Here is a 13,322-nt window from a genome sequence, read left to right as displayed (position 1 = left end):
CCCCGATCCGTCATCGCAGCATCTGCGGATCAGCTGTTGACGCTGTCCTTCAGGGCCTTGGCGATGGTGACCTTGACCTGCTTGTCGGCCGGCTTGGTCATCATTTCCTGGGTCTGCGGGTTGCGGACCTGACGCTCGGGGCGGGCGCGGCAGGCGATCTTGCCGATGCCCGGCAGGGTCACCGCGCCGCCGCCGGCGACTTCGCGGGTCACGATCGCCACGATCGCGTCCAGAGCGGCCGAAGCGGATTTCTTGTCCGAGCCCATTTCTTCGGCGATCGTCGCCACCAGTTGGGTCTTGGTCATCGGTTTTGCAGCAGCCGTAGCCATGGTCCGTCTCCTCTTGCCCTGTTGCACCGGGCCCACAAATTGCGCCTTTTGCGGCATATCGCCTGCTACACACGGTTTTGACGGGCAGATCAAGCCTTTTTCGCCCCGCGCGCGAAAACCCGCGTTTGCTGGTGTTTTGCCGCCGCGCTACAGGAACGCCGTCTCGCTGAAGGACCGCAGCTTGCGCGAATGGATGCGCTCCAGCGGCATGTCGCGCAGCTTCTCCATCGCGCGGATGCCGATCAGCAGATGGTTGGCGACCTGCGTGCGATAGAAGTCCGTCGCCATGCCCGGCAGCTTCAGCTCTCCGTGCAGCGGCTTGTCGCTGACGCAGAGAAGCGTGCCGTAGGGCACCCGGAACCGGAACCCGTTCGCGGCTATCGTGGCGCTCTCCATGTCCAGCGCCACCGCGCGCGACAGCGACAGGCGGTGGACCGGGCCGGACTGGTCGCGCAGTTCCCAGTTGCGGTTGTCGATGGTGGCGACGGTGCCCGTGCGCATGATGCGCTTCAACTCGTACCCGTCCAGTCGGGTGACCTCGGCCACTGCCTCCTGCAGGGCGACCTGGACCTCGGCCAGGGCCGGGATCGGCACCCAGACGGGCAGGTCGTCGTCCAGCACGTGATCCTCGCGCAGATAGGCGTGGGCCAGGACGAAATCGCCCAGGGACTGGCTGTTCCTGAGGCCCGCGCAATGGCCCACCATCAGCCAGACATGCGGGCGCAGCACCGCGATGTGGTCGGTGGCGGTCTTGGCGTTGGACGGGCCGACGCCGATATTGACCAGGGTGATCCCCTGCCCGTTCGCGCGTTTCAGGTGATAGGTCGGCATCTGCGGCAGCTTGGACAGCGGCACGATCGTGTCATGGCCGTCGGTGATCTGCTGGTTTCCGGGGGCGACGAAGGCGGTATAGCCGCTGTCCGGATCCGACAGGACGCGGCGGGCAAAGGCCTCGAACTCGTCGACATAGAACTGATAGTTGGTGAACAGGACGAAATTCTGGAAATGCTCGGGCGCGGTCGCCGTGTAATGGGCAAGGCGCGCCAGCGAATAATCCACACGCTGCGCGGTGAACGCCGCCAGGTGCTGGCTGCCGTCGGGCATGGCGCCGGCCACGCCGTTCACGATGTCGTCGTTCATGGTGTTGAGGTCCGGCACGTCAAAGACGTCGCGCAGGCTGAAATCCAGAACGCCCTCCTGCGGGACGGCCAGGTCGCTCTGGGCGGCGACCGCGAAATGGACAGGCATGGGCGTGTCCGACAGGCCGATGGTCACCGGCACCCCGTGATTCTTGATCAGCAGGCCCAGCTGCTCGGTCAGGTAATGCTGGAACAGGTCGGGGCGCGTCACCGTGGCCGCATAGACGCCGGGCGCGACCACATGGCCGAAGGACAGGCGGCTGTCGATCTTGCCATGCGTCGGGACGATCAGCCGCACCTCGGGGTAGAAGGCGCGATAGCGCGCGACGGGGGACGTGCCTTCCAGGATGGCGGTGAAATGGCCCAGCAGAAAGCCGGTCGCCTGGTCGTACAGCGCACGCAGATGGGCCACGGCCGCGGCCGCGTCGGTAAAGTCGCGGGGCGCCGCGGCGTCGGGGGTCTGGACCGGCAGAAAGCGGGCGTCTGTCGTCATCGGATCTGTCCTTCTTGCTGCGCCGACCCTGCCAGCGCGGCAGGCGGCAGGCAAGCGTCTGGCGCAGCCGCACGTGCGCCGTTACGGTGCCGTCATGAAGATGCTCGTTTTCGGTCACGGCTACAGCGCCGGCTTCCTGACACCCCTGTTGACCGCCCGCGGCTGGCAGGTCACCGGCACCACCCGCGACGACCCTGACCGCGTCGCGGCCGCAGGCGCCGTGCCCCTGCTGTGGCCGGGGTCCGAGGATGCGCTGCGCACGGCCATCGTCCAGGCCGACGCGATCCTGGTCAGCACCGCGCCCGGACCGGACGGCGACCCTGTTCTGGCCGCGTTCCGCGACGACTTGGCTCGCGCGCGGCCTCGCTGGCTGGGCTATCTGTCGACCACCGGCGTCTATGGCGACCGCGACGGGGGCTGGGTCGACGAGGATTCGGTTCTGGACGGATCGGGCCCGCGCGGCCAGGCCCGCATCGCCGCCGAAGGCGCATGGCAGGACCTGGCGCGGGCGCATGACCTGCCGCTGCACATCTTTCGGTTGGCGGGGATCTATGGTCCCGGTCGCGGTCCGTTCCAGAAGGTCCGCGACGGCACCGCGCGGCGCATCATCAAGCCCGGTCAGGTCTTCTCGCGCATCCATGTCGAGGATATCGCCCAGGTCCTGCTGGCCTCGATCGACGCGCCCGACCCGATCGGCATCTACAACGTCTGCGACGACGACCCGGCTCCGCCTCAGGACGTGATCGCCCATGCGGCGACCCTGCTAGGCCTGCCCTTGCCGCCTGCTGTGCCCTTCGATCAGGCCGACATGACCCCGATGGCGCGGTCCTTCTATGGCGACAGCAAGCGGGTCCGGAACGACCGGATCAAGCGCGACTTGGGCGTGACGCTGCACTATCCCGATTACCGGACCGGGCTGGCCGCCCTGCTGGCCCAGGGCGCGTGAGGCCGCGCGCCGCATTGCCTTTGCCCACGGCCCGTGCAAGCTGCGGGCCATGACACAGGATTTCGACATCGTGGTGGCCGGGGGCGGGCTGAACGGCCCGACCCTGGCGCTGGCGCTGGCCCAGGCCGGGCTGCGCGTGGCCGTGGTCGATCCGCGCCCCGCGCGCGCGCGGTCGGGGGCAGGTTTCGACGGGCGGGCCTATTCGCTGGCCATCGCCTCGGTCCGCGTGCTGCGGGCGCTTGGCCTGTGGGACCGGCTGGCCCCCGACGCCCAGCCCATCCACCAGATCAAGGCGTCCCAAGGGCAGCCCGGAGAGGGCGCGGGCCATTTCTTCCTGCATTTCGACAGCGCCGAGCTGGGCGAAGGCCCGGTGGGCCACATGCTGGAGGACCGCTTCCTGCACGCCGCCCTGACCGATGCGATGGAAGGCACGGTCACCACCCTGCCCGGCCTGTCCGTCACCGGCCAGGAGGTCGGCCCGGCGGGCGTCACCGCGATCCTGTCTGACGGGCAGCGGCTGACGGCGCGGCTGCTGGTCGGTGCGGACGGGCGCGGGTCGGGCGTGGCCACGCGCGCGGGCATCCGGCGCCAGGGCTGGGATTACGGCCAGACCGCGCTGGTCGCGGCCATCGACCATGCTCTGCCCCATCAGGACATCGCGCATCAGTATTTCATGGCGACCGGGCCGCTGGCGATCCTGCCCCTGCCCGGCAACCGCAGCAACATCGTCTGGTCGGAAACCACCGCGAACGCCGCGGCCATCGCCGCCCTGGACGACGCCGCCTTCCTGGCGGTCCTGCGGCCGCGCTTTGGCGATTTCCTGGGCGATCTGTCGCTGGCGGGGCCGCGCTTCAGCTATCCACTGTCGCTGTCCCTGGCCGAACGCTATGTCGCCGACCGCGTGGCGCTGGTGGGGGACGCGGCGCATGGGGTCCATCCCATCGCGGGCCAGGGCCTGAACCTGGGCCTGCGCGACGTAGCCGCCCTGGCCGAGGTGCTGGTCGATGCCGCCCGGCGCGGCGAGGATATCGGCAGCACGCTGGTGCTGGAGCGGTATCAGGCGTGGCGCAGACCGGATGCGACGACGCTGGCACTGGGCATGGACGGGGTGAACCGACTGTTCGCGACCGACAATCCGGCCGTGGCCGGGCTGCGCGGCGCGGGCATGGGCGTGGTCGATGCACTGCCGGGACTGCGGCGCGGCTTCATGCGGCAGGCGGCGGGGCTGTCCGTGTCGCCGATGCCGCGGATGCTGGCGGGTCAGGCGCTTTAACCTTCCCCGGGCGGCGGTTTCGCGCCATAGGCTCTGCGCAGCATCGGGGGACGCCATGACGCTTGAACGCTTTCTGCAGGACCTGGACCGCGACATCCGCAAGGCTGCCGATTGGGGCAAAGTCGCCGACTATATCCCCGAACTGGCCGGCGTCGCCCCCGATCAGTTCGGCATCGCCGTGGCCCTGGCGGACGGACAGGTGCTGACCGCCGGGCAGGCGGATCGGGGATTTTCCATCCAATCGGTCAGCAAGGTGTTCGCGCTGGCCTGCGTGCTGGGCCGCATCGGCGAACAGTTGTGGCTGCGCGTGGGGCGCGAGCCGTCGGGCGACCGGTTCGATTCGATCCTGCTCTTGGAACAGGAGAAGGGCCGGCCCCGGAACCCGTTCATCAACGCGGGCGCCATTGTGGTCACCGACCAGCTGCTGACCGGACGCAGCCCCCAGCAGACCCTGGCCGAGATCCTGGGCTTCGTGCGCGCGGCGGCGGAGGATGACGACATCCACATCGACAAGGCCGTCGCCCGGTCCGAGGCGCGGACCGGATACCGCAACGCGGCGCTGGCGCATTACCTGCGCAGCTTCGGCAATCTGCGCAATCCGCCGGATCATGTCATCGGCACCTATGTCCACCAATGCGCGATCGAGATGTCCTGCATCCAGCTGGCCCGCGCGGGCCGGGTGATCGCCGGGCTGGACTGCGCGCCGCCCCTGCTGGCCCCGGTGAAACAGCGGCGCATCAACGCGCTGATGATGACCTGCGGGCAATATGACGGGTCGGGCAATTTCGCCTTCCGCGTGGGCATGCCCGCCAAGTCCGGCGTGGGGGGTGGGCTGCTGGTCATCGCGCCGGGCAAGGCGTCGATCGCGATCTGGTCGCCGGGGCTGGACGGATGGGGCAATTCGCAGATGGGCACGCTGGCCGCCGAACGGCTGGCCGAATTCACCGGCTGGTCGGTCTTCGGCTGACGCCTCAGGCCACCATCTGCACCGCCTGCGCCAGATCGGCGCGCAGTTCGGCCAAGGCCGCAGGCGCGCGGTCGGGCGGCAGGCGCAGGATCAGGCTGGGATGCCAGGTGATCAGGACGGGGCCGCCGTCGCGCGCCGGTTCGACCAGACCGCGGCGCGGCGTCAGCGGCTTGCGGTTGCCGGTCAGCGCGAAGGCCGCCGTCGCCCCCAGGGCCACGGTCAGGCGCGGCGCGACCATGCGGCGTTCCAGGTTCAACCACCAACGACACTGATCGACATGGTCGCGGTCGGGCGTCTGGTGCAGGCGGCGCTTGCCGCGCGGGGTGAAACGGAAATGCTTGACCGCATTGGTCATCCAGGCGCGGTCGGGGGCCAGCCCGGCCTCGGCCATGGTCCGGTGCAGAAGCTGGCCCGCGGGGCCCACGAAGGGCAGGCCCGCCAGATCCTCCTGATCGCCCGGCGCTTCGCCCACCAGCATCAGGCGGGCGGCAGGATCACCCTGCCCCCAGACGGTCTGGGTGGCCGCATGACACAGCTCGCACCGGGTGCAGCGGGCGGCCTGGGACGCGGCCTGCTCCAGCGTGTCGGGGATGCTGTCGTCGGGCTGCTGGCGCAGGCGGGCGGTGATCTTGGGCGCAAAGGCCGGCGCATCGGTCGCACCCGCGTCGCGCATGGCCTGAACCCGGCGCGGCGCATCGGCCAGCATGTCGGGGATCAGCCGGGTTTCGGGCAGGTTCTTCCAGTATTTCTTGGGCATCTCGGACCGCATTGCATTGGTCTTGATGCGCGCGGGGTTGAAGATGTTGGCAAAATAGGTCTGCCACAGGTCATGGCTTGCATCGTCGGGCAGATCGGGGCGCGGGGCCGGGTCGTCATAGGCGATGGTGTCGCCGTCGAACCGGGCAGTGCCTTCGGGCGTGGCGATCAGCCAGTCCATGTCGGCGAACCGCTTGGCAAAGAACGGCGTCCCGGCCTCCAGGATCGGGTGTTCGGGTTCGAACCACGCACCAAAGGCCCGGCGCGGCCCGTCCGAGGGCAGTTCGTGAAACCGGACAAAGGCGTGCATTTTGTGGATGTCGCGGCGCACCGATTTCGCCATGCGCGACAGGCGGTCCATCATTGGATCGGCGGGATTGGACAGAAAGCGCCGATCGCCCTGCGCCCGCATCAGTGTCCCGTACAGCAGCGACCAGCGTTCCGGGTCCGAATGGCTGGCGACCTGACGGGCCAGCTGCAGGAACTGCTGCGTGGCGATCACCGGATGATCGCCCGGCGGCGGGGCCGGGTCGGCGCCGAACAGGTCGGGGGGCGTGTCAGGGTCGGCCCAGGTCACGCCCTCCATCGGGACGCGTGCGCTGGCCAGATCGCGGGCGGCCTGACGCCAGGCGTCAAAGCGTCCGAACCGCGGCAGCGTGACCCGGATCATCCGAACAGGGACAGCTGTTCGGGCGGCGGCGCAAAGCGCGCCCGCAGGCCGGCGCTGTCGGTCAGTGCGCCCGGCGTCCAGTCGGGCAGCGTGACGAAGGGCTGGGCCTTGGACATGATCGCGCCCATGCGCAAAAGGTCCGCGTATCGCAGCACGCCGTTCCGGCGCGCGGTCAGGATGCGACCCACGGTCTTGGTGCCGAAGCCCGGCACGCGCAGCAGCATCTCGCGCGGGGCGCGGGCGACATCGACGGGGAACTGCGCCCGGTTGGCCAGCGCCCAGGCCAGCTTGGGGTCGATCGCCAGGTCCAGGTTGCCCGACGGATGCGCCGACCCGATCTCTGTCGCGTCAAAGCCGTAAAATCGCATAAGCCAATCGGCCTGATACAGGCGATGTTCGCGCATCAGCGGCGGCTTGATCAGCGGCAGCATGGCGGACGCGTCGGGGATCGGGCTGAAGGCCGAGTAATAGACACGCTTCAGCTGATACCCCGAATAGAGATTGGCCGACGTGTTCAGGATGTCGACGTCGGTGGCCTGATCCGCGCCGACGATCATCTGCGTGGACTGCCCGGCGGGGGCGAAGCGCGGCGGGCGCTTGCCCGTATGGCTTCGGTCCTTGGCGGCCTCGCGGCCAAGGCGCACGTCGGCCATGGTGGCGCGGATCGTCTCGGGGCGTTTTTCTGGGGCAAGGTGGCGCAGGCTGGCATCCTGAGGCAGTTCGACATTCACCGACAGGCGGTCCGCGAACAGCCCTGCCTGCGCCACCAGGTCGGGCGAGGCGTCGGGGATCGTCTTGAGGTGGATGTAGCCCTTGAACCCGTGCTCGATCCGCAGCATGCGCGCGATGCGGACCATGTCGCCCATCGTCTGGTCCGGGCTGCGGATGATGCCCGACGACAGGAACAGCCCCTCGATCATGTTGCGGCGATAGAATTCCAGCGTCAGCCGGACCACCTCCTCCGGAGAGAACCGGGCACGTTCGACATTGCTGCTGACGCGGTTGATGCAATAGGCGCAATCATAGATGCAGAAATTCGTCATCAGGATCTTCAGCAGGCTGATGCAGCGCCCGTCCGGCGTATAGGCATGACAGATCCCCGTGCCCCCGGCCGAGCCGATGCCCCCCGACCGCGAATCGCGTCGCGTCGTTCCGCTGGACGCACAGGAGGCGTCGTATTTCGCGGCGTCCGACAGGATCGCCAGCTTGTCCTGCAAGGTGCGCTGTGCCATGCCGGGAAAGATATGTTCCCCATGTGTTCTTCACAAGGTGTCTGGCATGAAACAAATGATGGGGAACCGTCACGGACGCGCGATGGTTGGCTGCGCGTTCATCCGCCAGACGTGATGTGCATCGCAACAGCGAAAGGATATGATCGGGACCATGAACATACGCACCCTCGCCCTTGCGCCCGCCCTTCTTGTCGCCATGGCCTTTCCGGCCTTGGCCGAACGTATCCCGCTGTCCGAGATCTCGCGCTATCTCAACAGCCTGACCACGGTCACGTCCGAGTTCACGCAGATCAACCCGGATGGCACGGTATCGACGGGGACCGTCTATATCCAGCGTCCCGGCCGGGTGCGGTTCGAATACGACAACGACCCGACACTGGTTCTGGCATCGGGCGGCAACGTGGCGATCTTCGACGGCAAGTCGAACGGCGGCCCGCAGCAGTATCCCTTGTCCCAGACGCCGCTGTCGATCATCCTGGATGCCAACGTGAACCTGGGCCGCCAAGGCATGGTCACCGGTCACAGCGAACAGAACAACGGCACCGTCGTCACCGCGCAGGACCCGCAGCGGCCGCAGAACGGCACCATCCAGATGGTGTTCACCGCGCCGACAGAGCTGCGCCAGTGGGTCGTCACAGACGATACCGGCCAGAAGACCACCGTGATCCTTGGAGAGATGTCAAAGGGCGGAACGATCCCTGCCTCGCGCTTTTCGATCCAGTCCGAGGTGCAGCGCCGCTGACCGGCGGCGATTGCATCCTGACAATTGCGTGATTGACGCGCCCCCATGCCGGGGGCAACGCTGCGGCCGACCCCATCCAAGGCCGCAGCCATGCCCCATTCCCGCATCCTGACACCCGTGCTGATCGGCGGATCGCTGATCCTGCTGATCAACTTTGCACTGCGCGCCAGCTTTGGCGTGTTCCAGATTCCCATCGCACAGGATTTCGGCTGGCCGCGGGCCGAGTTCTCGCTGGCCATCGCGATCCAGAACCTGGCCTGGGGCATCGGCCAGCCGATCTTCGGCGCGATGGCGGAACGATGGGGCGACCGGTGGGCGATCATCGTCGGCGCGATCCTCTACAGCTCCGGCCTGATCCTGACCGCCTTCGCCACGACCCCGGCCAGCATCCAGCTGCTGGAGATCATCGTGGGCTTTGGCATCGCGGGCACCGGGTTCGGGGTGATCCTGGCCGTGGTCGGCCGGGCCGCCAGCGACGACAACCGCAGCCTGGCCCTGGGCATCGCCACCGCCGCCGGATCGGCGGGACAGGTCTTCGGCGCACCCCTGGCCGAAGGGCTGCTGGCCTTCTATCCGTGGCAGTCGGTCTTCATCATCTTCGGCGTGATCGTCCTGTCGACGATGCTGTTCCTGCCGATGCTGGGGGACGGCAGGCCCGCGACCCCGTCGCAGCTGGAGGACAGCATGGGCACCGTGCTGCGGCGCGCGTTCCGCGACCCGTCCTTCATGATGATCTTTGCGGGGTTCTTCTCCTGCGGCTATCAGCTGGGCTTCATCACCGCGCATTTCCCCGCGATGATCACCGAGATGTGCGGCCCCATCGACCCTGCCGGCATGCTGGCGGGCCTGGGCATCACCACCACGTCGGCGCTTGGGGCGATCGCCATCTCGTTGATCGGGCTGGCGAATATCGGCGGGGCGATCCTCGCGGGATATCTGGGCAAGCGCTACACCAAGAAATACCTGCTGGCGGGCATCTACACGCTGCGCACCATCGCCGCCGCGGCCTTCATCCTGACGCCGATGACGCCTGCCACGGTGGTCGTGTTCTCGCTGGTCATGGGGGGGCTGTGGCTGGCCACGGTGCCGCTGACCTCGGGTCTGGTCGCCTATATCTATGGGCTGCGCTACATGGGGACGCTTTACGGGTTCGTGTTCCTGTCTCACCAGCTGGGATCGTTCATGGGGGTCTGGCTGGGGGGCAAGCTGTACGACGCGTCGGGCGACTATTTCCTGGTCTGGTGGATCGGCGTGGGCATCGGGGCCTTCAGCGCCCTGATCCACCTGCCCGTCCGCGAGGCGCCCTATCGCATCCCCGCGCCCGCCATCTGACCACGCGGCGCAGACCACCGGACCGTCATTTGACCCGGCGGCGCGCGCGGCCTAGCTATGTTGCGCGCGACCAAAGGACAGATCATGCAGCCCACCCACACGCCTCACGACCACGCCATCGCCGTCCGCTATCAGCAGGCCTCGGCCGAGGTGCGCGCCCTGCAGCGGCAATGCTATGCGCTGGCAACCCTGCGCCTGCGTGCCGCCGTTGACCAGGCAGGCGGCGGCGCCGGGCTGGCGGTCCTCAGCGACATCGACGAGACGATCCTGGACAACAGCGCCGTCATGGCGGCCGCGATGCACAACGAGGGGATGTTCCAGAACATCGACACCTGGCTGCTGTGGGAGCGCGAGGGCAACCCCCACCTGATCCCCGGCGCGGCCGAGTTCTTTGCGCTGGCCGACAGCCTGGGCGTCACGATCTTCTACGTCTCGGACCGATTCGAGGAGAACAAGCTGGCCACCATCGCGACCCTGTCGCGTCTCGGCCTGCCGCAGGTCTGCGCCGAACAGGTCCTGCTGTTCGGTCCGCCCAAGGCCGCCCGCCGCGCGCAGGTCGAGGACGGGCACCGTATCGTGCTGCAGCTGGGCGACACGCTGCACGATTTCCATGGCGCCTTCGCCGGGGCAGCGCTGGAGGATCAGCACCGCCTGACCGAAGACCACGCCGACCGCTTCGGCCAGGACTGGATCGTCTTTCCCAACGCCGCCCATGGCACCTGGATGGAGGCCGAGCTGCGCCCCTGGCAGCGCGACTAGGGCCGCAGCCGCCGCGCCACACGCGACACCGCCCGCAGCGGCGCCGTCACGCGCCACGAGGTGCTGGCCAGCAGCTCCGCCTCGCGGGTCGCACCCCAGCGCTGCGCGGCATCGCGTTCGGCACGGGCCGTGGCCAGGTCCTCGCGCAGCCGCGCGCCTTCGGCGGCCATCGCCTCGGCTTCGGCGTTCAGGCGGTCGCGCTCCCTGCGGCGTTCGGCGGTGACACGTTCCACGCGTTCGGCAAGGTCGTCCAGCCGGTCCGCCATGGCGTTCGGGTCGTCCAGTGCGATGGCCAGCCGCAGGCGCTCCTGCATCTCGCGTTCGCGCTGTTCGGTCAGCTGTCGCAACTGGACCGACGCGACGTGCTGGCGCCGCTCCATGACCTCAAGACGCTCTGCCTGTTCGGCGATCTGGGCGTCACGGCGGTCGGCCTCCTGCCCGGCACGGCTCAGGTCCCGGTGCGCCTGGGTCAGGTCCGCCGTCAGGCTTTCGACCCGGCCCGACAGATGTGCCACCTGACGGGCACGATGCACGGTCCGCAGGGCCAATCCGTCGAACAGCGGCCCGCTGGCATCCAGCGCCGACCGCAGGCGGTCAAGGCGATCGTGATCCTGCGACGATTCTCCCTCATCGACCCATGCGCCCAGGACCTGCTGCAACTCTGCCGCCACCGGAGGCAGGGGCTGGCCGTCGGGACCGGTCGCCGATGCGCCGCGGAAATGCTGCAGGTCACGGCTGAGGAAATCGTCCACCGCGGCACCGGCCTGATCCGGGCCCCGCGGCCAGTCCAGGTCCAGCGCGTCGGCGATATGGCGGGCCACGGCGCGCCAGTCGTCCATCAGCGCCTCGAAGCTGGTGAAGCAGCGCGGCAGTGCGCGACTGCCGGCCTCGGCGTCCAGGACGTGGCGCGACCACAGCACCAGCCCGAACTCGGGCTCGTACTCCGCCCACCGGGCCAGCGACGCGGCGACGTCCCACGCGGCACGGTGCGTGTGCACGATCCGGACCTGCGCACCGAAGCGGTCCAACGCGGCAGTCCAGAACGGCAGCAGGCGGCAGATCCGCGGGTCCTTCATGACGAACAGCGCCGCATCGCCGTAATCCGCCCGCAGCACCTCGACGGCCTCGTCCAGCAGGGTGGCCGCCTCGGGGGTGTCGAACCATGCGGCGGGAAAGCGGCGCGGGTCCCACCAGGTGAAGCCAGCCTGCGCCAGCAGACGGTCGTTTAGCCCGGTGATGCGGTTCGATTCGAAGAACCCCTTGGCGTTCATGTCCGAGGGCGCCATCAGGTCCTGCGGAAGTGCCGCACCCAGATGCCCCAGCACACCCGCCAACGCCGAAGTTCCCGACCTGTGCATGCCCAGCACGATCAGGGCGGTTCTGACCGGCGGCACGGTCAGGTCGGTCTGCGGGCTGGTCGAGGTCATCTGATGCGTCTCCGGTCGGGGTCAGAGGCAGCGCGCCCCTCCTCCCAAAGGGGGTCGGTCTGCCTGGCGGGCAGGGACCGACTGTCTGCGTGACGGTCTCCTGCCCATCGCAAATGCCTGCAAGGCGTTCAAGAGAAAGTTACTTCTCCTTGGCCTTGTGTGAAGCCTCAAGCGTCGCAACCCGAGCGCGTAGCGCTATCAGTTCATCATTCAGGCCGAAGACAAGACGCAAAAGATATTGGTCCATTGCCCAAGGCGTGGGATGCTCAACTGGCCGGGGAGGCGTAGTGAAGTCCAGTTCTGGCTGCCCGTTTCGTGCAAGATGCTCGTTCAAGGTTGCGATATCATCTCTGCGATCATCCAAAAGCGTCTTCAATGCATCCTGACTGGGAAACAACTTGTCGATGGTCGACAAAGGTTGTTCAATCCCAGCATCACGCCGAAGAAGATTAGCCACCTTGTCGTACTCTGAGGGGCGCATTGAAATGGGATGCTTGCTGTTGAAAACAGCCTGCGCCGCAATCTCCACTGCAGACGGAGATACGTTCTCATTAATAGGCCGTACCCCTGCGATTTGATTATTAACCAGAAAATGTTCGACAACATCGCCTATGGCGTCGAAGTTGAACACCTTCACCTTGTCGGAAAAAGCATCGTGCCACGGCTTTATGTCGTCAGCAAACCGTATCGATCGTCCTCCGAAAACCGGCATCCAGCTCTCGAAATCACGAACCCTGCCGTCGTATGACTTATGCTTTAGGCCCCACTGCGAATAGGCGCTGATCGCCCACTTGTCGTGACGGCGGACGTAGCATTGTATTTCGATCTCGTGCCCACTCTCGGCGATCTTCTGCAACGCCGGGAGCACCATCCCCGAGCGGGGTGCCAGCCATTCGTTGCTCCAAATCGCCTTGGTGACGCCGTCACGATCGCATTGTGACAGCGCCTCCGACAAAGCGGCGAACATCTCGCCGTTAGCGGTGAGAGGATCGCGGGCATTGGCGAAGAAGATGTCAGAGCCAGACCGCTTCTGCCAATCATGGCGGTTCAACCCTCCACCATGCTCCAGCATAAGTCCAAGATAGGCTATTCCCTGATCAGCAAGAATATCGCGCCCTGAAAGAAGGGTCTCTTGGATGGAACTGGACCCAGTTTTGCCGTGACCAATATGAACGATCAGCTTGACCATGACGTCTCCTGCTTAAGTGTGGTCCAAGGCTTGTCCGCAGATCCCACACACATATTCGTTTGAACGAA

The 13,322-nt window shown here is 67.2% G+C and carries 12 protein-coding genes; 6 read left to right on the top strand and 6 right to left on the bottom strand.

All coding sequences use genetic code 11. The features are described 5' to 3' along the window. Nucleotides 1-29: 29 nt before the first annotated feature. Both PRL19_RS04835 and PRL19_RS04830 read right to left on the bottom strand, forming a co-directional pair. Nucleotides 30-329: an HU family DNA-binding protein gene (locus PRL19_RS04835; protein WP_042246023.1), complete on the bottom strand. Its 300-nt coding sequence runs from the start codon at nucleotides 327-329 to the stop codon at nucleotides 30-32. A gap of 147 nt (nucleotides 330-476) precedes the next feature. Next, nucleotides 477-1,961 carry an AMP nucleosidase gene (locus PRL19_RS04830; RefSeq protein ID WP_273744066.1) on the bottom strand — a complete coding sequence of 495 codons (1,485 nt, stop codon included), beginning with the start codon at nucleotides 1,959-1,961 and terminating at the stop codon, nucleotides 477-479. A 94-nt stretch (nucleotides 1,962-2,055) separates the two neighbouring features. On the opposite strand from PRL19_RS04830, the gene PRL19_RS04825 reads away from it, so the two are divergent. The 3 genes from PRL19_RS04825 to PRL19_RS04815 are packed head-to-tail and all read left to right on the top strand — an operon-like array spanning nucleotide 2,056 to nucleotide 5,147. Further along, the gene (locus PRL19_RS04825) at nucleotides 2,056-2,907 is read left to right on the top strand and encodes an SDR family oxidoreductase (RefSeq protein WP_273744065.1); all 852 of its coding nucleotides are present in this window, start codon (nucleotides 2,056-2,058) and stop codon (nucleotides 2,905-2,907) included. A gap of 49 nt (nucleotides 2,908-2,956) precedes the next feature. Beyond that, entirely contained in the window at nucleotides 2,957-4,180 is a 1,224-nt protein-coding gene (locus PRL19_RS04820; protein WP_273744064.1) for a UbiH/UbiF/VisC/COQ6 family ubiquinone biosynthesis hydroxylase, read from the top strand. Between the two features lie 55 nt (nucleotides 4,181-4,235). Continuing rightward, complete coding sequence (locus tag PRL19_RS04815; RefSeq protein WP_045982290.1) at nucleotides 4,236-5,147, top strand: glutaminase; 912 nt, start codon at nucleotides 4,236-4,238, stop codon at nucleotides 5,145-5,147. A 4-nt stretch (nucleotides 5,148-5,151) separates the two neighbouring features. Here PRL19_RS04815 and PRL19_RS04810 read toward each other — a convergent pair whose 3' ends face one another. Together PRL19_RS04810 and PRL19_RS04805 are read right to left on the bottom strand one after the other, a co-directional pair. Next, nucleotides 5,152-6,573, bottom strand: coding sequence for a UdgX family uracil-DNA binding protein (locus PRL19_RS04810; protein ID WP_273744063.1), 1,422 nt, complete (start codon nucleotides 6,571-6,573; stop codon nucleotides 5,152-5,154). Continuing rightward, complete coding sequence (locus PRL19_RS04805) at nucleotides 6,570-7,805, bottom strand: putative DNA modification/repair radical SAM protein (RefSeq protein ID WP_045982288.1); 1,236 nt, start codon at nucleotides 7,803-7,805, stop codon at nucleotides 6,570-6,572. Before PRL19_RS04805 ends, PRL19_RS04810 begins: the two co-directional genes overlap by 4 nt. A 151-nt stretch (nucleotides 7,806-7,956) precedes the next feature. Here PRL19_RS04805 and PRL19_RS04800 point away from each other — a divergent pair, with 151 nt between their 5' ends. From PRL19_RS04800 to PRL19_RS04790, 3 genes are all read left to right on the top strand, one after another. Next, entirely contained in the window at nucleotides 7,957-8,547 is a 591-nt protein-coding gene (locus tag PRL19_RS04800) for a LolA family protein (protein ID WP_045982343.1), read from the top strand. Between the two features lie 90 nt (nucleotides 8,548-8,637). Further along, the gene (locus PRL19_RS04795) at nucleotides 8,638-9,879 is read left to right on the top strand and encodes an MFS transporter (protein WP_127897557.1); all 1,242 of its coding nucleotides are present in this window, start codon (nucleotides 8,638-8,640) and stop codon (nucleotides 9,877-9,879) included. 84 nt (nucleotides 9,880-9,963) lie between these two features. After that, nucleotides 9,964-10,638, top strand: a complete 675-nt coding sequence (locus PRL19_RS04790; protein ID WP_273744062.1) for a 5'-nucleotidase, lipoprotein e(P4) family — start codon at nucleotides 9,964-9,966, stop codon at nucleotides 10,636-10,638. Here the strand turns inward: PRL19_RS04790 and PRL19_RS04785 are convergent. Beyond that, nucleotides 10,635-12,065, bottom strand: coding sequence for a sulfotransferase (locus PRL19_RS04785; RefSeq protein ID WP_273744061.1), 1,431 nt, complete (start codon nucleotides 12,063-12,065; stop codon nucleotides 10,635-10,637). The genes PRL19_RS04790 and PRL19_RS04785 overlap by 4 nt on opposite strands. A 139-nt stretch (nucleotides 12,066-12,204) precedes the next feature. Further along, the gene (locus PRL19_RS04780) at nucleotides 12,205-13,254 is read right to left on the bottom strand and encodes a hypothetical protein (RefSeq protein ID WP_273744060.1); all 1,050 of its coding nucleotides are present in this window, start codon (nucleotides 13,252-13,254) and stop codon (nucleotides 12,205-12,207) included. Nucleotides 13,255-13,322: the final 68 nt, after the last annotated feature.

It is taken from the genome of Paracoccus marcusii (assembly GCF_028621715.1).
In the GTDB taxonomy this organism is placed as follows: domain Bacteria; phylum Pseudomonadota; class Alphaproteobacteria; order Rhodobacterales; family Rhodobacteraceae; genus Paracoccus; species Paracoccus marcusii.
Note: the sequence above shows the minus strand (reverse complement) of the source record. Positions and strands in the feature narration are given on the sequence as shown.

What these genes read in the sequence shown, in the direction of transcription:
- PRL19_RS04825 (WP_273744065.1), top strand. Translation starts at nt 2,056, where the DNA reads ATGAAGATGCTCGTTTTCGGTCACGGCTACAGCGCCGGCTTCCTGACA.
- PRL19_RS04815 (WP_045982290.1), top strand. Translation starts at nt 4,236, where the DNA reads ATGACGCTTGAACGCTTTCTGCAGGACCTGGACCGCGACATCCGCAAG.
- PRL19_RS04820 (WP_273744064.1), top strand. Translation starts at nt 2,957, where the DNA reads ATGACACAGGATTTCGACATCGTGGTGGCCGGGGGCGGGCTGAACGGC.
- PRL19_RS04810 (WP_273744063.1), bottom strand. Translation starts at nt 6,573, where the DNA reads ATGATCCGGGTCACGCTGCCGCGGTTCGGACGCTTTGACGCCTGGCGT.
- PRL19_RS04780 (WP_273744060.1), bottom strand. Translation starts at nt 13,254, where the DNA reads ATGGTCAAGCTGATCGTTCATATTGGTCACGGCAAAACTGGGTCCAGT.
- PRL19_RS04785 (WP_273744061.1), bottom strand. Translation starts at nt 12,065, where the DNA reads ATGACCTCGACCAGCCCGCAGACCGACCTGACCGTGCCGCCGGTCAGA.
- PRL19_RS04795 (WP_127897557.1), top strand. Translation starts at nt 8,638, where the DNA reads ATGCCCCATTCCCGCATCCTGACACCCGTGCTGATCGGCGGATCGCTG.
- PRL19_RS04805 (WP_045982288.1), bottom strand. Translation starts at nt 7,805, where the DNA reads ATGGCACAGCGCACCTTGCAGGACAAGCTGGCGATCCTGTCGGACGCC.
- PRL19_RS04790 (WP_273744062.1), top strand. Translation starts at nt 9,964, where the DNA reads ATGCAGCCCACCCACACGCCTCACGACCACGCCATCGCCGTCCGCTAT.
- PRL19_RS04800 (WP_045982343.1), top strand. Translation starts at nt 7,957, where the DNA reads ATGAACATACGCACCCTCGCCCTTGCGCCCGCCCTTCTTGTCGCCATG.
- PRL19_RS04835 (WP_042246023.1), bottom strand. Translation starts at nt 329, where the DNA reads ATGGCTACGGCTGCTGCAAAACCGATGACCAAGACCCAACTGGTGGCG.
- PRL19_RS04830 (WP_273744066.1), bottom strand. Translation starts at nt 1,961, where the DNA reads ATGACGACAGACGCCCGCTTTCTGCCGGTCCAGACCCCCGACGCCGCG.